12 protein-coding genes and 5 pseudogenes are annotated in these 20,678 nt (G+C 58.8%); 4 read left to right on the plus strand and 13 right to left on the minus strand.

The features are described 5' to 3' along the window. Positions 1-1,189 precede the first annotated feature (1,189 nt). The 10 genes and pseudogenes from WDM24_RS44415 to WDM24_RS06710 form a co-directional block, all read right to left on the minus strand. On the minus strand, positions 1,190-1,351 hold the full coding sequence (locus tag WDM24_RS44415; RefSeq protein WP_063618987.1) for a transposase: 162 nt from the start codon (positions 1,349-1,351) through the stop codon (positions 1,190-1,192). Positions 1,352-1,372: 21 nt separating this feature from the next. Continuing rightward, positions 1,373-1,826 (minus strand): annotated as a pseudogene (locus WDM24_RS06670) (transposase); the annotation flags it as partial. Between the two features lie 354 nt (positions 1,827-2,180). After that, the gene (locus WDM24_RS06675; RefSeq protein ID WP_338696119.1) at positions 2,181-2,987 is read right to left on the minus strand and encodes a glycosyl hydrolase; all 807 of its coding nucleotides are present in this window, start codon (positions 2,985-2,987) and stop codon (positions 2,181-2,183) included. A 330-nt stretch (positions 2,988-3,317) separates the two neighbouring features. Further along, positions 3,318-4,471 (minus strand): IS3 family transposase gene (locus tag WDM24_RS06680; RefSeq protein ID WP_338832275.1). Its coding sequence is split into 2 segments (ribosomal slippage): positions 3,318-4,222 and positions 4,222-4,471, totalling 1,155 coding nucleotides; the frame shifts between segments, so codons are not numbered across the junction. A gap of 223 nt (positions 4,472-4,694) precedes the next feature. Beyond that, positions 4,695-4,907, minus strand: a complete 213-nt coding sequence (gene tnpB / locus WDM24_RS06685; RefSeq protein WP_338696121.1) for an IS66 family insertion sequence element accessory protein TnpB — start codon at positions 4,905-4,907, stop codon at positions 4,695-4,697. 504 nt (positions 4,908-5,411) lie between these two features. Further along, positions 5,412-5,936: a hypothetical protein gene (locus tag WDM24_RS06690; RefSeq protein WP_338696123.1), complete on the minus strand. Its 525-nt coding sequence runs from the start codon at positions 5,934-5,936 to the stop codon at positions 5,412-5,414. Between the two features lie 247 nt (positions 5,937-6,183). Next, positions 6,184-6,447 (minus strand): annotated as a pseudogene (locus WDM24_RS06695) (transposase); the annotation flags it as partial. A gap of 299 nt (positions 6,448-6,746) precedes the next feature. Continuing rightward, positions 6,747-6,932 carry a hypothetical protein gene (locus WDM24_RS06700; RefSeq protein ID WP_173640776.1) on the minus strand — a complete coding sequence of 62 codons (186 nt, stop codon included), beginning with the start codon at positions 6,930-6,932 and terminating at the stop codon, positions 6,747-6,749. A gap of 240 nt (positions 6,933-7,172) precedes the next feature. Continuing rightward, positions 7,173-8,183 carry an anthranilate phosphoribosyltransferase gene (trpD, locus tag WDM24_RS06705; protein ID WP_166072521.1) on the minus strand — a complete coding sequence of 337 codons (1,011 nt, stop codon included), beginning with the start codon at positions 8,181-8,183 and terminating at the stop codon, positions 7,173-7,175. A gap of 2,017 nt (positions 8,184-10,200) precedes the next feature. Further along, positions 10,201-11,355 (minus strand): annotated as a pseudogene (locus tag WDM24_RS06710) (IS3 family transposase). A gap of 2,117 nt (positions 11,356-13,472) precedes the next feature. On the opposite strand from WDM24_RS06710, the gene WDM24_RS06715 reads away from it, so the two are divergent. Beyond that, the gene (locus WDM24_RS06715) at positions 13,473-13,643 is read left to right on the plus strand and encodes a hypothetical protein (RefSeq protein WP_165125932.1); all 171 of its coding nucleotides are present in this window, start codon (positions 13,473-13,475) and stop codon (positions 13,641-13,643) included. A gap of 182 nt (positions 13,644-13,825) precedes the next feature. Then, complete coding sequence (locus tag WDM24_RS44635; RefSeq protein ID WP_420840919.1) at positions 13,826-14,044, plus strand: DUF7694 domain-containing protein; 219 nt, start codon at positions 13,826-13,828, stop codon at positions 14,042-14,044. Positions 14,045-14,657: 613 nt separating this feature from the next. On the opposite strand, the pseudogene WDM24_RS06720 reads toward WDM24_RS44635, so the two are convergent. Further along, positions 14,658-15,954 (minus strand): annotated as a pseudogene (locus tag WDM24_RS06720) (IS1380 family transposase). 897 nt (positions 15,955-16,851) lie between these two features. Here WDM24_RS06720 and WDM24_RS06725 point away from each other — a divergent pair. Both WDM24_RS06725 and WDM24_RS06730 read left to right on the plus strand, forming a co-directional pair. Continuing rightward, positions 16,852-17,301 carry an RICIN domain-containing protein gene (locus WDM24_RS06725; RefSeq protein WP_166072413.1) on the plus strand — a complete coding sequence of 150 codons (450 nt, stop codon included), beginning with the start codon at positions 16,852-16,854 and terminating at the stop codon, positions 17,299-17,301. A 454-nt stretch (positions 17,302-17,755) separates the two neighbouring features. Then, positions 17,756-18,262, plus strand: a pseudogene (locus tag WDM24_RS06730) (transposase); the annotation flags it as partial. 219 nt (positions 18,263-18,481) lie between these two features. On the opposite strand, the gene WDM24_RS06735 reads toward WDM24_RS06730, so the two are convergent. Both WDM24_RS06735 and WDM24_RS06740 read right to left on the minus strand, forming a co-directional pair. Continuing rightward, positions 18,482-19,126: a class I SAM-dependent methyltransferase gene (locus WDM24_RS06735; protein ID WP_338696141.1), complete on the minus strand. Its 645-nt coding sequence runs from the start codon at positions 19,124-19,126 to the stop codon at positions 18,482-18,484. Further along, positions 19,123-19,956, minus strand: coding sequence for a radical SAM protein (locus tag WDM24_RS06740; protein WP_338701030.1), 834 nt, complete (start codon positions 19,954-19,956; stop codon positions 19,123-19,125). Before WDM24_RS06740 ends, WDM24_RS06735 begins: the two co-directional genes overlap by 4 nt. Between the last annotated feature and the right edge of the window lie 722 nt (positions 19,957-20,678).

The following is a 20,678-nucleotide window of genomic DNA, read 5'->3' on the forward strand; positions in this document are numbered from 1 at the left end:
GCTTTGACCTCCAGTCCGAATTGTTTTCATGCGCGCTCCCAGAAACTTGTATCGGACGTAGCGTCGGGTTGTGCAATTCTCTATTGGGGTCTTCGTCGCACAAGCAGCTTCTTGTTCATGGCTCGCCAGACGTCGAACGAAACGCATGCTGGGCATCTTGAGGAGAGATGCCGAGCATGGTGAGCATAATCGGCGAGAGGCAACTCGCCTCGCCAAGTTGCACTTCCAGATTCCCGCCGCCGGCTACCGCGTGGACATTGTGGTTAAAAAGATATACGTTCAGCCCTTCTCTCTAGGAGGAGCTCCTATTCGGCACTCCCAAAAGCCCAGATTGGCTTGCCGGCCGGCAACTCGCTCATCGACACATTCAGACTAGGGCTGCACGTTCAAAAACAAGACGCGATGAAAACATCGTGCGGCACCTTTCCGCGCGATGAAGTCTTAGCGGTTCCGACGCTTGTCATCGAATTCCATCACCGCTCAGGAAGAGTATCCCTTGCAGATATCGGGAATGAACTCTTCCGCGCGGAAGCCCGGACTGGCGCTGAACTGACGCTTGGGGCCGGCTTTCCGGATCGACATCACCGGATCGGGTGACTTCGCTTGACCCGCCGCAAAACACCACCAGCATTTGCATGCTGAAGCCGCGGCAGCGGAGCCGCATTCGCACCGGCATCTCCACGAGCCGCTTCGCCACAAGCATTCGCGCTATCCAGATTTGCATTATCGACATCAACACTGTTGCGACTCCGCTCTCCGCAGATAACGGCTGCTTCGCGACGGCTCGGGTCCGAATCGGACGAAGGCGATACATCGCGTCACCTTCGCAGATAGCGGCTGAACCGAAAACGCTGCGTGTTGCCGCTGGGGGTAACATGATCGTGCCGCTTGGAATCGACCAGGTCGAACTCGGGTCCGAGCGCGGAGGCGCGGCAGCGCAATGGGGACGCAGAAAATTAGGCCCACGCCTTCCGGGATCGCAGACCTCGTCAGCTTCTCGAAAGTTTGCCCGATTAGGCTGTTTAGCCCGTCCTATTCGTGAGAGTGCTTTTTTATTCCGCTTGATGTGGCGCACATCTGCTCTGACGAGGCGCGCGGGATTGCCTTCGGCTTTTCACCGCCTGACGACCGGTACTTTGCAACGCGCTTGAGGGATGGGTTGGGCGAACGGGGGCGGACGCCCCGCCGGTCAAGGACCGAGCGGCAGCAGCGCGCCTGGCAAGCCGCGGATCAGGTCGGCTTCGGGACATGCCGCGGCAAACGCAAGGCGAATGCGGCTCGTGGTCTCGACGACACGGGCAGCGAGTTTCAAGAGACGAAGACGCAGCGTCGCGAACTCGGCTGTGGCCAATTCCCGGGCTTTGGGAATCGCGACGACATCGCAGGTATCATCGATGTCGAGCGTGACGGATGCCGGCTCGCGCGGGTAGCTATCCATCCATGCGTCGAAGGCGCGGAGCATTCTCCAGCCGCGACAGCGTCGGTTGGGAACACAGATCGCGACCCGTGTCCGGCAGCCGACCGCAGGCCAGCTTGAATGCGGGATCGGACCGCAGATGATCGAGGTCGTCGGCGTCCTCGTAGCCGCAGCAGATCGCGAACATGCGCGCGCGGAACATATCGACAAGGCTGTGCACGACCCGCGTCGGATCGCGCCGATCCGGGAACACGCGGGCCAAATTGTCGGCCAAGCCGAGACGCCGCTCGGCCATCGCCAGAAGCATCACGCCCCCGTTCGAGGTCAGCCGACCGCCATCGAAGGCAGCTGTGACTTTCTTGGCGTGAACGGCTGGAAACGAGAAGGGCAGAATCGTATCATCGGTCATGGCGGGCGTGCTGTTCGCGGCTGAAGGTGATGGGGTTGGCTTTGCAACCGAATCCTACGCCGCATCAGCGCTTTACACCACGCTCGCCAGCCTCTCAGGCGCCCTCTGACGAATAAGACGGGCTTTAGAGGCCTTGACCGCGAGGGCCGGCCGTCAAGCCGTCGACGCGAGTGATCCTTCCAGCGAAGCCATCACCGAACGCGTACAGAACGTCCGCGACATTTCATCAGAGGCTGGTGCGGCGGGAATGTGTCCATTACGGCCGCGAGCGAGACGGTAAGCGCAAGCTAGGCCGTCAGCCAGCGTGGCTCATTGGCATAAGCGCAGCTCACCTTGCCGCCCGCACACGGATCTTCACTTCGAGGTCACAGACCAGTTGTTGAAATTGAAGTTCTTTCCCCCCGGGGACGAGGTAATCTCGACGCCGTATTGGACGCTACCGACGTTTATGTCGCCAAAGTACCCCTTCGATTTGATCCACTGCAGGATACTCTTGATGTCCACTGTCCCGCTGTTGGTCTTCGAAGTGCGCAGCAATGAGATGACCTTGTGACCGTCGGGGCCTTCACCTTCAAACACGTTCCAAGTCGCTCCGCCTACATTGACATTGATGTAGACCGGAATCGCCGCACCGGAAGGGGCATAATGATATGAAATGGGCTTAACGTTGCCGCTCCCGTCCGAGTTTCCGGTGTAGTTTGTCCAGAGCATTACCTCATGCTGGTTTGAGCTGTCCCAGATATCGTAGGCGACATCCCAGGCGCCGCCAGTAGGAACCTCCTGATTGAAGCTCGAGCTCAGACTGTTGATTGAACTGAGCGGTTTCCCGATACTAAAAGCCTCGTGCGGATAGCTCTTGATGCCCGGCGTATCAGGCTGGTTCGACCATACGCTCCACCGGTTGACGCCACTCACCGAAATCGTCTGAGGCCCAGGGCGCGGACCCCATACGTCGTTGTTCCAAGAGTAGCCATCGCGTGAAAAGCTTCCGTATGGAGCGCTCGAACTCCAAATCGGAGCCTGCGCCGATACAAGCGCGGCAGATGATAATGACCCGGCTTCATTCGCGGCCTGCCTAAATAGATCATGATCCTCCTGTGTCCGGACGTACCCCGGTGGGGACCCTTGCGCGCCGCCACCGCTTATCCGATTGGAATCCATAAAGCTCTCCTTTCGATTATAATAACAAAGTCTCCTGCATATCCGCCCAGCGGGGACCCTAGTTCAGCATAGGCGGCATTGGCATCTAGAGACCAGGTGCGAATGCTAGGAAGGTTGGCTTTCGAGAAGCTGACGAGCTCAAGGAGAAAGGCGGAGCCACGCCCGGGTTTGCCGTCTTTCGGATGACAACAGCCTGCTGAGACAGTGGCAACGATCCACTGGATGACGAGCCTAGTTCGAACATACTTAGAGCGAACGTCCAACAAAGAGTGTGGTGCTCTCGTTCGACTTACGGAAGTTTGAGCTGCTGCCGGTTTGATGGACACCCGCTTAAGCTAATCCCACCTTGCGCTCGAACTCAACCGGGCTGAGATAGCCGATGGTCGAGTGCCTGCGGGTCGTGTTGTAAAATCGTTCGATGTAGTCGAACACATCGGCGCGTGCCTCATCTCTGGTTTGATAAATCTTGTTGGCCGTACGCTCGGTCTTGAGCGAGGAGAAGAAGCTCTCCATCGCCGCGTTGTCCCAGACGTTGCCGGAGCGGCTCATGCTGCAAACGATGCCGTGGTCGGCCATCAGGCGCTGGAACTGCTCGCTGGTGTACTGGCTGCCCTGGTCGGAGTGATGCAACAGCGCATCCGGCTTGCCGCGCCGCCAGACGGCCATCAACAATGCGTCCGTCACGAGCTGTGCCGTCATGGCGGCACTCATCGACCAGCCCACCACGCGGCGTGAGAACAGGTCGATCACCGCTGCGACATAGAGCCAGCCTTCGGCCGTCCAGAGATAGGTGAAGTCGGCGATCCACTTCTGGTTCGGCCGCTCGGCGGCGAACTGCCGGTCAAGGAGGTTCGCCGGTACGGTCTCGAGCTGTCGATCGCCGCTGTCCTTCGGTAAGCGCCGACGTCGCGGCCGCGCCCGCAAGCCTTGCAGGCGCATCAGCCGCTCAATCCGGTGCAGGCCGCAATCCGCCCCGTCGGCGAGCAGGTCACGCCACACCCGGCGTGCGCCATAGGTGCGGTCGCTGGCGGCGAAGCTGGCCTTGACCTTGCCGCCGAGCTCCTCGTCGCTGCGGGATCTGGCGCTGGGAGAGCGGTTCAGCCAGGCATGGAAGCCCGACCGCGACACTCCCAGCGCATCGCATAGCCATGCCACCGGCCAGATCGTCCGGTGCTTCGCGACGAAGGCGAACTTCATGTCGCTTCCTTCGCGAAGTAGGCTGCGGCCTTTTTTAGGATATCCCGCTCGGCCTTCAGCTTGGCGACCTCACGGCGCAGCCGCTCGATCTCCTGCTGCTCCGGCTTCATCTGCCCGTGGCCGGGAAAGGCTTGCGCCGGGTCGGAGCCCAACTCCTTCACCCATTTGCGGAGAACATTCTCATGAACATCCAGGTCACGGCCAGCTTGCGCCACCGACACCCCACGTTCCCGCACCAGCTTGACCGCCTCGACCTTGAACTCGCGGCTGAACTTCCGTCTTTTCATCGCCACCTCCGGCTTCATGAAACACCTAATCTCGGTGTCCATCAAACCGGCAGCAGCTCAGTTCGCAAATTTATGGGTAGTGCCGTGACTCCTTCTAAAGGTCGGATTCGTCTGGTTCGTTCATGGGGGGACACTTATATCTCATAGCCAGACGGTCTAACCAGCGCTGGCGCGCAGTCAGTTGTTCGTCCGTGGCTGGCGACGGCTTTCGTCCACGCTGCCTCTACCCTGAATGCGAACTGACCGAAAGTACGCGGCAAGGTGAGGCCGTCAGGCGGCCGCGTTCCATGGCATAAGCGCATCGATTTCGCTGCTCGGCCAGCCGTTTGGCGAGCGCACGGTCGAACGGATCTGAGCCGGCATCGCGCACAAGCGCAACAAGGCCATGGATGCCCTTGCGGAAGTCGACTGGATGGCTGGCGAGGAACACCTTCACACCAGAGGGGATCATGCCGAACGGGCCGCGCGGATCACCCGCTGCAAGCACGCTTCGTCGATATCCACGCCCGCACGCACGACTACCTCGCCCTTGGCAATCTCGATCACTGCGCCTTCCCAGACGCCACCACAACCTCGCAACTCGAGTGCCGCGAGCGATAATGCCGCTCGGCCCGAGCGTCAACGCGCCAGGTGTCCGCGACAATCTGCGCCTTCAAATCATCTGGCCACTGTTTCCGGCCGCCGCCGGCGTACACTTCTATGCGCGGTGACAACGGTCGTCTGATGTCGTCCGAATGGTCGTCCATTGTGAGCGCCCTTGCAGAAGATGACTCTTCTAACGGCGCTCACAGGTCTACGCACAAACAATCTGATGGGGCTTCGCAGCCCCGCTTACTGCGTATCTCTTGCCCTAGGTAGTGGACTGCTCTCCTCGCCGGTCAAGATGACATTTCCAAACCCACCGGCTCCATTGTCCAACTTAACAATTACGCTGCCGGTCTCAGAGCTCAGGGAGGTGACCGCTCTGAATAGTTCGTCTGGGTTCGTCGTGACGCGTCCGTTGGGCAACAGAAGGCCAACACACGTCGCCAATTGTCGGAAGTGGCTCTTGCGATTCAATAGATCTGGACCGCGCTGCAGAGCGAAGTCGTCTCCCGGCTGCGCGACACATAGCACATCCGCCAAGCGTGCAAACCTTCACTGAAGTAGCAGGGATAGATTCTCCAAGAGGATTTCTGACGAATATGGAGTTGCTGATTCGCTTTACGAGCGCTTCGGACAGCAGAGTGCAATCGAGGACCGGTGCTTTGCGAGCGCCTCCAGGCACAAGCTGCGACAGGCTCGAGGCGTCGATATTGAGCGCCGCGCCGATGAAGGATAGCAGATCGGCTGGGATAGCTACCGGGGAAACTATGAGGTCTCCCTTCTGAGCAAACCACGCTGAACGGCAAGCCGGGTTGGCGGTGAGCGAAAGTTGAGCTGCTGTCAGATCAGCGCCCGACATTTGAGCCGTACCAGCATTCATGATTAGGATCCGAGGCACCAACGTTCTTCCGGCCGGAGATGGTCAGTTCTTCTTGCGGTCATGGACTTAAAAATCATCTAATCTGCCTCGCGGCGTCTAATGTCACCGGTGCGATCAAACAACTGGATAGAGCCACGCACGTCGCTTATTGATAGGCTCATTATTTTGCAGACGAGGTGCATCTCCGTGTGGTTCGGTCGGCGCATGCGCGTGTCCCGATGCAGTTCAGTGGGAGGTCGGAAACGTCTAACTCGCCGGAGGTCGCCGCACGCGCCGTATCGCCCGCCAGGCGGCGCTTACCGGCTTCGAGGAACTCCTTCGACCAGCCGTAATACATTGAGGCGGCAATGCCCTCACGCCGGCAGAGCTCGGAGATGTTCTCCTCGCCCCGCAGTCCTTCCAGCACGATGCGGATCTTCTCTTCCGCCGAATACTGCCGGCGGGTCTGGCGCCGAATGTCCCTTAGTACCTGTTCTGCCGGCGCTTTGCCCGGTCCGGATTTCTGCTTCATCTTCGCTCCTGGTGGCTACGATGAACCAGAAATCCTCCCTCCGCAAAATCCTTCAATTTGTCTCACACGCCCTGACGGCAAACACTCTGTAGACCAATGAGCAATTGCTCGATCTCGTCGAGCTCAATCCTATCCCCGCTAGGCAGAAAGGGGCGGCCATGCTGCTGGATTCCGTCGGCGCGATCGGTGCATGGCTGGAACGTCGCCGACTGGCCGTGCGGACAGGATCATACCGATTGCGGTACTGGCGGGCGCTGGCCGGGGCAAATTGTTTCTCCTTATGCAGGGCATTGGCGCGCTTAATGTCCCCGTGAGAGAACACGCTTTTTTGCATCGATAAGATGCTCATCGAGTATTGCGTGCAGCGCGCCCCGCAGCTCCGGGGGGATCGAGCTGTCCGTATCAATCAATTCCCTAAACTTGCGAATGATGTGTTCTATCGTTGCGATGGATCCGAGTGCTTCCGTTTTTTGTGCGAACGTCATCGATCATCTCCTTTGGCCGGCAGCGTTAGCACCACGTAGCGGGCTCTGAAACCTCGGCAACGGTGCGCCGCAACAGGCTCTCGCCGACGATGAAGGCCGGCTCTTGCCACCTATTCGATGCCAACTGCGTTGATGCATGGGCAAGCGGCGCAAGCTCGCAAGCCTCGCAGGGGCAGCGCGCATTCGCGCTTGTGAACGTTGGCCTTGGCGGTCACAACTGAACAGGGCCCAACTCAGTTGTCATTCGTTGGAAGCCGCGATCAGGCGCTCCAGTCGGGTGGCTGCGGCGCCGCGATCAAGCGCTTCCTGGCCAAGTGCGACGCCTTCCTGGAGCGTGGAGGCCCGGCCGGCCACGATCAATGCCGCCGCCGCGTTCAAAAGGGCGGCATCGCGATATCGACTTGCTGCGCCACCGAGCACGCTTTGCAGCGCGACGGCATTGCCGTCCACATCGCCGCTCTCCAGCGCCTCGGTGTGGCGGGGGAGCCCAGCATCTTCTGGCGTCACCTCGAAGGTGCGGACTGCACCCGCCTCGAGCGCGGCAACAAAAGTCGGGCCGGCAAGGGTTATCTTATCGAGCCCGTCTGAGCCGTGCACCACCCACACCGATTCGGCGCCAAGGTTCTTCAACACTAGGGCCAGTGGCTGCACCCATTCACGAGAGAACACTCCGACCATCTGCCGCTTAACCCCCACGGGGTTGGACAGAAGTGTGATTAGATTAAAAATCGTGCGAGTCCCAAGTGCAGTTCGGATCTGGCGAATACGCTGCATGGCCGGATACTGGGCCGACGCAAACAGAAAGCCGATGCCGGCTTCCTGTAGACAACGAGCAACGGCTTCAGGCGTGAGATCGGTCTTCACGCCTAGGCGCGCCAAAATGTTCGCGGTGCTCGAGCTTGATGACGCTGCGCGGTCGGTGTGCTTGGCGACAGGAACGCCGGCCCCGGCGACGATAAAGGAGGCGCACGTCTCCACGTTGACTGAGCAAAACGGGGTATCGTTCGTGCTAGCGATACCGATGGGATCGCATGGTGCATCGACCCGTGGCATTCTATTGCGGATCGCGGAGGCCGCGCCGGTGACCTCTTCGACGGTCTCGCCGCGGACCCGCATTCCCAGCAACAAGCCACCGATCTGTGAAGGGCTCGCTTGACCCGACATCATGCTGTCGAAGGCGAACTCACTTTCCTCACATGTCAGAGTGGTGCCGCTGGCAACTTTGCCAATGATCGATCTAAGCGCTTCCATCGAACTTTACACGTTACCTGTCTATCCTCGGGCTCCTCGTTCAATAGGGGACTTTTCGTCGACGAGGCGTGGCGTCAATTGCATTGATATTGTTGTGCGAGCACCCGCTCGCGGCAGACCGTCCTCGATGCTTGCGTATCTGCCGCTTAAATGCGATTCCTTCGTGAGGCTACAACCTGACGCTACGTGAGGGTCAAGCGCTCCAGGCTGAGCTGCCCGATAGAAGTAATCGGCGACCGTGTCCGTCAGTTCTAAGTTATCGACGTCGCTCTCGATCGCCCGTGCCTGTTGTCCCGCCATCGCGTGACGGCCTGCTGGTCACGGTCGGCAATCTCTGAGCCTGAGGCGAAGGAGCAGCCACCTGGTTCGCCATCCCCTCATTTCGGTTCGTTACTCTTCTTGCCAGCGTCACCAGCGGAAATCATGTAGCGACATTTCAGACTGAGCCTCGATTGCTTGGATATGAGACAAGCGATGATGGCGACGCGATCCGGAATATGGCTGCTGCACAGGCGGAACACGTCCTCCATGCAGGCTTCTTTCTCCTTCTACGGTCGGCGCGTGATCGCGCGCGTCTACTCGCTCTGGGATGAGGACGGTCATTGCAAAAGCAAGGGGATGGCAGCCTTCAGGGGCGAAGCCAAACGAAGCCGCTGGTTTTGAATCATGGTGTTCCTTCGCGTCGGTTGGTTTGCGGCTTGTTCTTCAGGCCTTCCGACCGAAGACATGCCGGATTGTTAGGTGGGCGCCTGCGAGACCGTTTTTTTCTCTTGCGAAACCATCCGGGCCGGGAGTCGGTATTTTCGCGGCGACTTGTCAGCATCTTCGTTGCCGGCGCCGAGCTGCACTGACCGAACAATTTGATCACGGTTAAGCTTTCGGTGATCGTGCGGTGGCCGCGGTCATGCCCCGATCTCGTGAGGCATTGGGAGGCTTTTGCATGAGTCTAAAGTGCGGCCGCAGCCTAATGACGAGTCAACCGACGGAGGAGGCCATCGTCGTCCCGACGCAGGGATCGAACAGGACTTGTGACCGCGGGCCAGGAAAGGCGGCGAGGAGCGCCCAAGGCAGGGCTGCTCAATCCATTGACAAATGATGCACTCGACTGCGCAGGCAAAGCTGTCATCGCGCGTGTCCCTGTCACGCGCGGCGCGGTCCCGCAACGTGCGTGCCACTTCATTTGACGCAAGAGCGGGGGCGGGGGCAATCGAGTTGGCGTCAGTACCGGGCGTCCGTTCCCCTGCGCATGCCATGATCGAAAGGGGCCGTCCATGTCTCGAAGAGCGCAATTGTTTCTGCCTCTCATTGGACCAGCCACCAATAAAGTGCAGACAAGTGTGCTTTGAATCTCGCGGGTTGAGCTTGGGGTGTTTGAAGCATTCTCAGTTCTGGGGATTTGGCGGGAAACGCCTGGATTGTTCGAAACAGTCTTCACTCGTCTAGGATCGTGCAATCTGACGCTACGTGCGATTCAAGCCCTATCGTCTGAATACGTCTTGGGATCTACAGGGTCCGTCAGCAGGACGAGTATGCTCCGGCGAAACCTCGCGCTGAGTGTTTGTAAACCGCGGCGTCTCTATGACCACGCTCAGGGCAAGTGTGAGTTTGCGCGCACCGTTGGTGTCTACTCGCTGATAACCCAGGGCCACAAGCGTCACTGCTACGTAATTGTACGGAGCGCCACTGTCACATTTGTTTGATCTGCAAATTGCATGTTCATCGCTATGAATCCGAAGAGTAAACTCTACGATCCCGACCTTTGGCGCGGCCGTGCGGAAGCAACGCGAGAGAAAGCGGAAGCGCTGGCGTACGGCAAAGCCAGAGATAGGCTTCTCAAGATAGCCGAGGAATACGACAAGCTCGCTCGGCGCGCCCTAGAGTGGCAGACGCACAAGTGAAATGGACCCGCGGGGCGGGGCCGCTTGAGCCGGTTTGTTAGTTGGAAACTGACCGCTCCTGATTACTTCCTATCACGCTGCCAGAGACACTGTCTGCTGCTGTTGCTGTGGGCATGTGGTCAACGCGTCAGCGTTGTCCACCATTCCACAGCCTTCGCGGCCTGCATCCGTTCGCGCCAGACCGCCATCGGCGTGCGATAGCTGAGCGCCTGACGAAGGCGACGATCGTTATAGAAGGCGATCCAGCTCGCGATCCCTGCCTTGGCCTCGCGGCCGTCGGCATAGCCCTTGAGATAGATGTCCTCATGCTTGAGCGACCGCCACAGCCGCTCGATGAAGACGTTGTCCGCGGCCATCCATGGAGATCTTGATCCCTGCGCCCGCCAACGCGCCGGTGAAGGCCGCGCTGGTGAACTGGCTGCCTTGGTCGGTATTGAAAATCTCCGGCCTGCCGTACTTCGCCAGCGCCTCTTCCAGAGCCGCCACGCAGAACGAGACGTCGATCGTGTTCGATAATCGCCACGCCAGAACCGCACGGCTCGCCCAGTCGATGATGGCGACGAGATAAAGAAAGCCACGGCCGATGGGCAGATACGTGATGTCGGCGGCCCACACCTGGTTCGGCCGGTCGATCGTCATGTTGCGCAACAGATAAGGATAGATCTTGTGGCTCGGCGCCGGCTTCGTCGTGTTCGGCTTCGGTCCCAGCGCCGCGATGCCCATCTTGCGCATCAACCGCTGCACGCGCTTGCGATTGACCTGAAGCCCCTCAGCCTTCAGCATTGCGGTCATTCGCCGCGAGCCCAGGAACGGCCAGGCGATGAACAGCTCGTCGATCCGCCGCATCAGGGCAAGGTCGTTGTCGTTGGCCGGCCGGGGCGGCCGGTAGACCCCGGAGCGCGCGATGCCAAGCAACAGGCATTGCCAACGGATCGACAGCGCCTTGTCGGCGCGATCGAGCATTCCTCGACGGTCCGGCGTGCTCATCTTCCGGACCTCCGCGCTAAAAAATCGCGCTCGGCCGTCAGTTGTCCAATCTTGGCGTGCAGCTTCTCGATCTCGCGTTCGCGCGTTTCCTCGCTCTCGCGCCCGACACCCGCATCAAAGGCCCGCGCCGCCTGGTCCAGCAGTTGCTTCTTCCAGGCATAGATCTGGTTCGGGTGAACCTCATAGCGCTGGGCCAGATCGGCCACCGTCGCCTGCTCCCGCACGGCTTCCAGCGCAATCTTTGCCTTCAGTGCCGCGTCGATCTTGCGTCTCGTCTTCGTCGTCATCATGCCCTCCGTCTATCAAACGGAGCGGCCCTTTTCCAACTAACCTCTGGTCCCAAAATCGGGGTCCATTTCACAAGAACGAGCGGGGCACTTGGTCCGGCCAAGAGTCGTAGCGTCTCGCGTGTCGATGGAACCTCCATCGGCAGATCGCCACGAATGCCAACGGTGAGCAACAATCTGGCTCGGTACTCGGGTGGGCGATTCATTGCAGAGGCTGCCGTGCCGAGAATCTCCAGACGGTCCTCTCTCGCACAAATCGTTCCAATCGAATCCCAGTCAGCATGCCGCCTCAGCGCAGCGAGCCGCTTTAACGACCTACAAGGGATTGTATAGGCGCAGGCGTACTCTTTTCGTCAGCTTCTCGAAAGCTAATCCGCCTACTATCGAGCCGGCGCGCCGATCTTAGTCCCGTTCTTGCGCGAGAAACGTAAAGCACTTGTCGGGCGTAGTGCCGAATACCGGATGGGAAAATAGCTGCCGTCAGGTCAAGTCAAGCTTGCAGGCATATAAGTCCGATAATCCGCGATATCCAACACTTCTTCACCTGCCTGTCTGACCTCGGAGGTTTTCATATCTAGCCACTCAACAATTGCAAGACCGCGGCCGCGGTATACGACGGCATCCCTCCTATACCAGCACCCATCCACTGAGATCTCCTCCGGCTCGTCGTTTCGCTCATAAGGACGCTGCGATGATCCAACATATACTGGCCCAAAGCAGCGCATGAAGGAGAAGCCCGGCCAGCGGCGACAGGTTCCATCTCCTCTGCGTCTGCCAAGAGCGGCGGTCAGCAGCGTAATGCTTCACCATGGACTGCTTTGGTGCGCGCCAGTGCGTCATTCCTCGCATGCTCCACTGGTCCAGGGAAAAAGGTTAGCGTCCGGACGCCTCGTGTTATCCATCAGTTGGTCTTCCAAAGCTCGGAGTGTCAGAATTCGGCTTGTTGCACGTGAGGTATGCGGCCTGTCGACTTGGTCGCGTATTATCGATCAGGGAGATGCCGTGCAAGTCCGAAACGTGCTTTGGCAATGCATAAGTCAAAACCAAACACCAAACAACGAGTCCATTGCAAATTGATGTCGGGATAGCGTGTCCTTCCTGTTTCGACACTACAGCAATCAGTATGCCCGTAATCGAGAAGTGCCTGCACCGCTCGACAAGGGTTAGATGCGTGCCTCTAGAGTGCGGCGCTGTGGACCAATCGACGATTGTCGGAGCCGCGACCATCGATGTCCGAAAGCCGACGCCAGCAATGGGAGGCAAGCGTGAATGTTTGCTGACGTCATACCTGCAACGATGCGCCAGCTGTTGCATTGTATCGACGCGCCTGAAGATCCGCGGATGGTCGCAGTGATGGTCTGTCCAAAGGACTAACTCGTCATGTCTGATCATCCTCGCGAGGAGCCGTAGGATGCTATCAACTCGATCCGAAACACATTGTGCCAAGCATTCACGAGCTAGACGCGCCCGTTCGAATTTTTGGTCCGACAAGTTCTTCATGGTCACATAGATGACGTATTGGCATTGTTTCAGGCTCCGCTAGCGGCGAGAGCTGCGAATGATTCAAGTGCTGCCACGTCACAAGGCCGCATCGGGCCAAAGCCGATATTGCTTTTGCGTCGCGTCAGTCCGTGCGGCGTGACGTCGTTTCGGCGAGCCATAATCGAGTGCACAAACGGATATCGGCTGCGACATCAGAACAGGAGGGATCAGGAGGGATGAAGTGATACGCGTCGATTGACAAATTTCATATTGCCGAGATGCATCCTCGAGACTTGAACGGAAAGGCTAATGAACACTCGTTTTGCAAGTGCGGGAAATCGAGCGCGGATCTTACCTTGCTGAAGCGCACTCTGTCCGGCGCCGGGTGATCAGCGCCCGCGGGCATGGGTAAGTAAGATGTGTCGCCAAAAGCGCGCTTCGTGACCGAGTTGTCTGGCGGGGCTGGTTACCCCATCGGGTGTTCGTGAGTGTGGAGGTCAATTCCGCGGATGAAACGGATCGAGCACTTCGTGCATCGCCGGCCTTTCATGCAATCGGGGAGTGCAGTGAAGGCGTTCGTCGGGTGCTTGAAGAGGATGTGAGCTGCCGAGAACTAAGTAATGGGAGAATACGTGATGATGGACATCTGCGGCTTTCTCAGCAGATGGTTCGCTGGAGAGTGGTGCTCGAACGCTACGCTGCTGACGGAGCTTGCGCCGGCTCATGAGTTGCCAAACAACGTCATCTACGTCGACTTCAAAGCGATCCGTAAAGCAAAGGAGGGTGCGTGCGAGCGCAGATCATAGAGAAGCTGGAAGCCGGCCGCGTACGATCCGGCAAGTTCGCCAGCGTACCAGGATCAGGCCCCGGTGGGCTGTTCTTGGTGCAGGGCCCTTGCGGGAGTGAACTGAAAATCAGTGGCTTTGTCCGTCCGGGCTGGGAGCAGGTCGCCGTTTCGACGCCGCGGCGTTGTCCGAACTGGCAAGAGATGTGCTTTGTCAAAGACTTGTTCTGGGATGAGGAGGAATGCGTCATGCAATTGCATCCGCCGCATTCGCAGTATGTCAATAACAGCCGGTACTGCCTTCACCTCTGGAGACCCACTGATCGGCACATCCCAAGGCCGCCGCCGAGCTTTGTAGGTATTGTTGGGCTAGGACCATCCGAAGCGGCAATGTTGTCTGCTAAGATTCGCGCGACGGTATGATGGTTTAGAGGACGAGGCAGAGCGGGTGCAGAAAGATCGGTTCGGCGTCGCCGGAAGGCCGTGCAACCAGCTCACGTCGCAAGTGTTCTTCTGTATGCGACGGACGGGAGGTCAACCCGGGATCACTGCCGCCAAGCGAGAGGCGGCAGTGGAGAGGGTGTCTCACGCGGCTGGCCTCAGGGGGAGCTTCGACGACTTCTTGGCGATAATTCGCACCGTCGGAGTGATTATCAGGTCCGCAAGTCGGTCATCGCGCATCTCTCGTAGTCAGCCTGACCACCCGCCTTCGCGGGGCAAGCGCATCATGATCTATTCGCAAACGATATCGCGCGGCGAGCGGCCGCATTAGTGCTTCAGCCCTTGGTTCAGCACTTTGAGACCGATTCTGTGCCCGCGGCAGCCGACTTCAGCTTCCCAAGCGGAAGCTGAGAGCGGAGCTTTGGCTAACCCGTCCTATTCGTGAGAGTGCTTTTTTATTCCGCTTGATGTGGCCCGCACATCTGCTCTGACGAGGCGCGCGGGATTGCCTTCGGCTTTTCACCGCCTGACGACCGGTACTTTGCAACGCGCTTGAGGGATGGGTTGGGCGAACGGGGGGCGGACGCCCCGCCGGTCAAGGACCGAGCGGCAGCAGCGCGCCTGGCAAGCCGCGGATCAGGTCGGCTTCGGGACATGCCGCGGCAAACGCAAGGCGAATGCGGCTCGTGGTCTCGACGACACGGGCAGCGAGTTTCAAGAGACGAAGACGCAGCGTCGCGAACTCGGCTGTGGCCAATTCCCGGGCTTTGGGAATCGCGTCGCGCACGGTCAGCATCAGCCAATAAGCGGCGGTGTGGAGAACGAGGCGGACTTGATTGGCGAGCGCCGAACGGCAGCTGGTGCGATCGGAGGCGAGCTGCGTCTTATGCAGCTTGATCAGATTCTCGGCTTGGCCGCGCGCGCAATACAGGCTGTCGTAGATCCACTCGGCCGAGCCGACATCGAGGCTGGTGACGACGAAACGGATGTCGAGGCCGAGCATCGTCGCCTCAGTACGGGCGACGGTACGTCGTTCGCGATCCCAGGACTTTGCCTTGTGGCGCGTCTCGGTATAGCCACGCAGAACCGGCAGGTTCTCGATGGCGCGTCGCGTGCGGATGCCGTCGGCGGCCTCGTCGACTTTTCTGGCGAGCGGCTTGGTGCCGGACAGACCGAAGATGTAGTCGATGCCGTTGGTCTCGCACCACGCCATTGCCTCCGGCCGGGCATAGCGCCCGTCGCCACGGAACGTAATTCGCGTGTTGTGCCACCGCGTCCGGATATGCCGTATCAGGCGGCGCAGATGGGCACGCACCTCGACGCCGCCCGGCGTCTTGCCGGGCCGCAGCACGACCGCCACGGGCCGGCGCTTCTCCGTGTCGTAGACGTGGATCGGCAGGAAGCAGCGTTCGTCATAATGAGCGTTGAACAGCGAGAGCTGCTGATGGCCGTGGACGACATCGCAGGTATCATCGATGTCGAGCGTGACGGATGCCGGCTCGCGCGGGTAGCTATCCATCCATGCGTCGAAGGCGCGGAGCATTCTCCAGCCGCGACAGCGTCGGTTGGGAACACAGATCGCGACCCGTGTCCGGCAGCCGACCGCAGGCCAGCTTGAATGCGGGATCGGACCGCAGATGATCGAGGTCGTCGGCGTCCTCGTAGCCGCAGCAGATCGCGAACATGCGCGCGCGGAACATATCGACAAGGCTGTGCACGACCCGCGTCGGATCGCGCCGATCCGGGAACACGCGGGCCAAATTGTCGGCCAAGCCGAGACGCCGCTCGGCCATCGCCAGAAGCATCACGCCCCCGTTCGAGGTCAGCCGACCGCCATCGAAGGCAGCTGTGACTTTCTTGGCGTGAACGGCTGGAAACGAGAAGGGCAGAATCGTATCATCGGGGTTGGCTTTGCAACCGAATCCTACGCCGCATCAGCGCTTTACACCACGCTCGCCAGCCTCTCAGGCGCCCTCTGACGAATAAGACGGGCTAAGCGCGTTTGTTTCTTTGCCCCACTTCGTTCATTTGCTTGCACGTGATGACGGGCATGTCCGAAAGCTGATACTGATTGACCGCGAGAAGCCTCCGGGCGCTGTGAAAGCACATCGTTTTCCCTCGAACATCCAATGACCGTCTGGCACGCAAGTTGCTGAGATATCGACGGCTTGGGTGCTTCTACGTTAGTGACGCTTACGAGACAATCAAGCCCTTTCGTCGCGCCAACTCGCACGGGATCCACCCCACCGTCCGTGCGTCTTTACTGTTGATCGGTCTCAGCCATCCATCACAGGGGATCATGCCGTGACCCGCGAAGAGGCTCTGACAAAGGCGATAGCGGCGCTTAAAGAATGGTCGGAGGGGAATATCTCGATCAGCGACGTGCTCGACGCGATTGTAGAGCTTCACAAGACTGTTCCGCCACCCGAGCCCCCAAAGCCACCAAAACAGAAAGGCCTTTCATAGCATTCCGCTCTCTATTGCCTGCGTGCGTACAAGGGCGAGATGCAGCCGTGATGGCGCGCTCGTGCGTGCGGTTGTCGAAGAGCTATTCCATTGAACCTGAACTCGCGACGTCCATCTTTATTTTGAGGATAGCCAAAGTACGTGGTCTTGAATGCCGTGATCGAGAACAGCGCAAGCGTTGCTCGAGTAGCCTCTTCCCAGAGCACAACGCAGCCGTGGCATGTCATTTGCTTAGATCACAACGAAGGCTCAAACGCCCAGCCCCCTCTGCGTGCTGGATAGGACTCGCCTTCGCAAGCTTAGCAAACCAACAGGAGGAAAATATGGGTCTTTACCTTATCGAGTACAAACAAGACCGAAACTTCGTGCTCGGCGTGAAGGATCAGCAAGACGGTGCGGCGGTCGTGCTGCGGAAGAAAGATACGCCTCTCCGTTACGTTCTCTGGGACCTCAACTTCGATACTGGAGCGATTACACTGAACTCGAGCGGGGGCAATCTCGCAGTCGGCACCGATCGCGTCGCGCCGGAGGCTCTCCTCTCGCTCAAAGTGTATAACCCAGCCATCCAAAGTCAGCGGTGGGAATTTCTCAAGAGCCCCGGCTTCATCCTTAGCCTCCCGGATAACAGTCTGTGTATCGATAATAAGACTCGTGGCACGAGTGACGGCAACCCGGTTTGGCTGTTCAAGTTCAACGGCTCGCCCGCGCAGCAATGGAACTTCGTTCCCTTGATGAACCTGCGGGCCTTGGAAGTTGCGGAGAATGCGGCCTGACGCCGTTCGGCCGCTCGGCTCCTCAATGGCGACGGGTAGCGGTACGCGACAATGCGGCGGCGAGCATTCCGGTTGTGAATATTCGCCGCCACAGAACCGGACGTTGCGCAGCCGTGCAACTCAACCGTAAGGTCGGCCGTTCGCTTGGTCACCAATTGTGTCGGTCTGCGCTCACCAACTCATTGACCTATTCTCCGCCCGGGCTCAGGTCGGAGTCCCTTGACTGACGAGGCTTCTGGATAAAGTTGGCTTCTTGTACTGCCATCGGCGGCGCGTTCAGTGGTTTGGTTGCACACCACACCTCTCGATTGGACTAATGTCCCCGAGCTCTTTCCATCTGCGAAGCGCTCCAAACCCTCAAAGCCCGGGGTGTGAGGCTTGCACTGACCAGTTCCCCGAGCCGACATCGAGGCTGGTGACGACGAAACGGATGTCGAGGCCGAGCATCGTCGCCTCAATACGGGCGACGGTGCGTTGCCAGATCCACAAGGCACGCAACATCATGGAACGCCTGCCGAAAGAGCATCATGCGGCCACCCGTCGGGTGCTGCGCCAGGCCTGGCAGCTCGATGACGCCGACAAGGCTGAAAAATTGATCCGCAATCTCGCGCGTCGACTCGACCAGCAATGGCCCGGCGTAGCGGCCAGCATCCTCGAAGGCCTCGACGAAATCCTGACTGTCGTCCGGTTGAAGCTGCCGAAGGAGCTTCGTCGCTCGCTCGCCTGGACCAACATCGCCGAGAACATCATGGGCACCATTCGCCGCGTCACGCGCAACGTCAAACGCTGGCGGGATGCCGGTATGGCCTTGCGATGGGTCGCGGCCGGCATGATCGAGGCCAACAAGGACTTCCGACGATTGAAGGCGCATAAGCAATTGTCGGTTCTGCGTGCGGCCCTTCAAGCTCGCCACGATCGCATGACGATCAAGCCCGTTGCCCACGTCTCGAGGGCCGCGTAACATTCATTCCGGCAACGTCGGCCCGACGTAGTTCAACACCGATCGGGACATCCCCGACGTGACCCAAGACCTTTTCGACGGGCCAAGGCGGCCAATGAGAAACCGTTCGAGCATCACTTATTTCGAATGAGCAAGCGCTTCGGGGGCGTGAGGTATCGATATTTGCCGGTAAGCGTTCCATTGACGAACTGGAGGCCGTGATCGCCATAGATCATATCCTCACGCACGTAGCCGTCCGCTATGGCCACTTGATTGTTGCCGCCAACTGTCTTCCGGGTAGTCTTCAACCCATGGCTGGCTGGCGGCGAGCCGTATGGCATCGCGTGGTGTGCCCAATTTCAAGGTATCAAATTGTTTGACAGGAATCATCCCGGCTACCTTGATGGGCTCGGCTCTCATTCGCGGGAGATCTTCAGATCCAATTGGCTTACGAACCACAACTTTCTCGAGGCAGTGTGAATGGATTGGAATGCCAGGGTGCGAGTCCCATTTGATGTAATGATCGGAGCGCAAGATCTCCCAGCCCGCTTCTGTATAGATGGCCTCGAGCTCGCCGCGCTGGAACGAGTTTTTGTGACCAGATGCCAAAGCCTCCTTCGAAATAGGATGGTCTGGTTGATCGAGCGTGTTTGTGAAGCAATGAAATCCACCAGGCCGCGTTCGATTCATTAAGGCCGTGACGAGCGGCTTCCAGACTCCCCGTTCCGTGAAATGCAATACGCAATGCGCTATAAAGACGTCCAGGCAAGCAGGCGGCCGGAAGTCTTCAACGCGAGCGACCCCACTCGCTATGTTCACGCCAAGATCACCTGCGAGCCGGTTCAGCTTGGAGATAGCGGTTTCGGAGATGTCGGTCGTGATCACCTGATGACCAAAATGGGCCAAATAGAGGGCATGTACTTATCCGCGTCAGAGAAGAATAATTCGGGGGCGTGCGCCTTTGAGGTCATGATGTTTGTCATCGGACGAACAACAACGGGGTAAAGGGAGAGTGTCTGCGACTCGTAGTCGAGCGCGCGGCCAAGCGAAAAGTTCCAGGAGTCGCGAGTTTGACCACGCAGGCCGTAGATCAGATCAAGATTGACGTGGGAAAACCGTTCCGTCAGTGCTTTGATTCCCGCTTCTGCAGTCTCGACCGAATATGGTCTACCTGACTGCGCAAGCTCGCCGGGTACCATGGTCTGGATGCCCATGCTCATTCGGTTGACGCCAAAGGCCTTCAGGCAATCCAGAAGGTTGTTGTCGAAAGTGTCTGGCGCGCTCTCGACGGTAATCTCACATTTCCGGCTTCGTTTTGGAAATGCAGCCTCAAGGGCGGCGAAAAGCTCGCGGAATTGATGCTGAGTCAGCAGAGTTGGCGTGCCGCCGCCGAAATAGATACTTACAACCTCTCGATCTCCGAAGTATTCTCCATATCGCGCGATGTGCTCCGCCAATCGAGCAACATAAGACTCCCCCGTCGCCGGGTTTTGACGCGTTGTCAGGAAGAGCGTGCAGTAGGTGCACCGGTAGCGGCAGAACGGTATATGGATATAGATGTTGATGTGCTTAGAACGGCTAGCCTGCTCAACGACATCAGTTATGCGGAGTGGCTGCGGAAAAACCCGATACGCTCGCTTGGAAGGATAGCCATAGACGTAGGTCGGCAGCTCCTTTTTCGCTATGCTCGTCCGAAGAAAGTCCAGACAATTTATGACCTAACCTATTGATTGCCAAACCCGGTGAATGCCTGTACGCCGTCGTTCGCCGAAGCCCACAAGTTCATGGCTTGTGGTGATTAGCAGCTTCCATGGAAGCTGCTAATCTGTAGTCCGTACTGCGTTTTCGTCACTTGTGTTCATCGGGTCTAGCCGTGCGGCTTACGTGTAAGAGACCAGTCTAGCCGTACGGCTTATATGTAGGAAACCGGACGCCCGCAGATATAACTACAGCGGCTGCACCCCGAGAATTCCGCCCACTGCTCCTATGAGGAGCCAAAACCGGCCTCCTGAAGTTGCAGATGCTTCTTCAGCAGTTAATTTAGTCACACCTTAAGCTGACATATCGATCTTCATTGTTGCTTCCCTTCTCAATGAGAGGAAGAATCAGTGATGGCCGTCGGCAACTCGTGCCGCCGGGCAACGAGAGACACTCAAGAGTCGTGCCAACTGTGGGGGAAGAGACCCCAAAAAGCCGTCGTTCATTCTATTCAACAACTTGACTGCGAGCTCAGCACCCCGTCGGTCGAGCATCATGTGTCGCAGACGCGATAAGCCGAGCAACTGAAAGCAGCGCAAGTCACGTCGGGAGAGCTGAAGCGGTGGGGGCGTTGGAAGACCAACGGCGTCGAACAGCAGGCCGCATGCTGTGACGCCGATGATCACGTAGTGGTCCTCATGTCCCGCGAAAAACCCCGGAACTTCTCGATGCCAGCTAC

Source organism: Bradyrhizobium sp. 27S5 (assembly GCF_037217225.1).
Classification (GTDB): Bacteria; Pseudomonadota; Alphaproteobacteria; order Rhizobiales; family Xanthobacteraceae; genus Bradyrhizobium; species Bradyrhizobium septentrionale.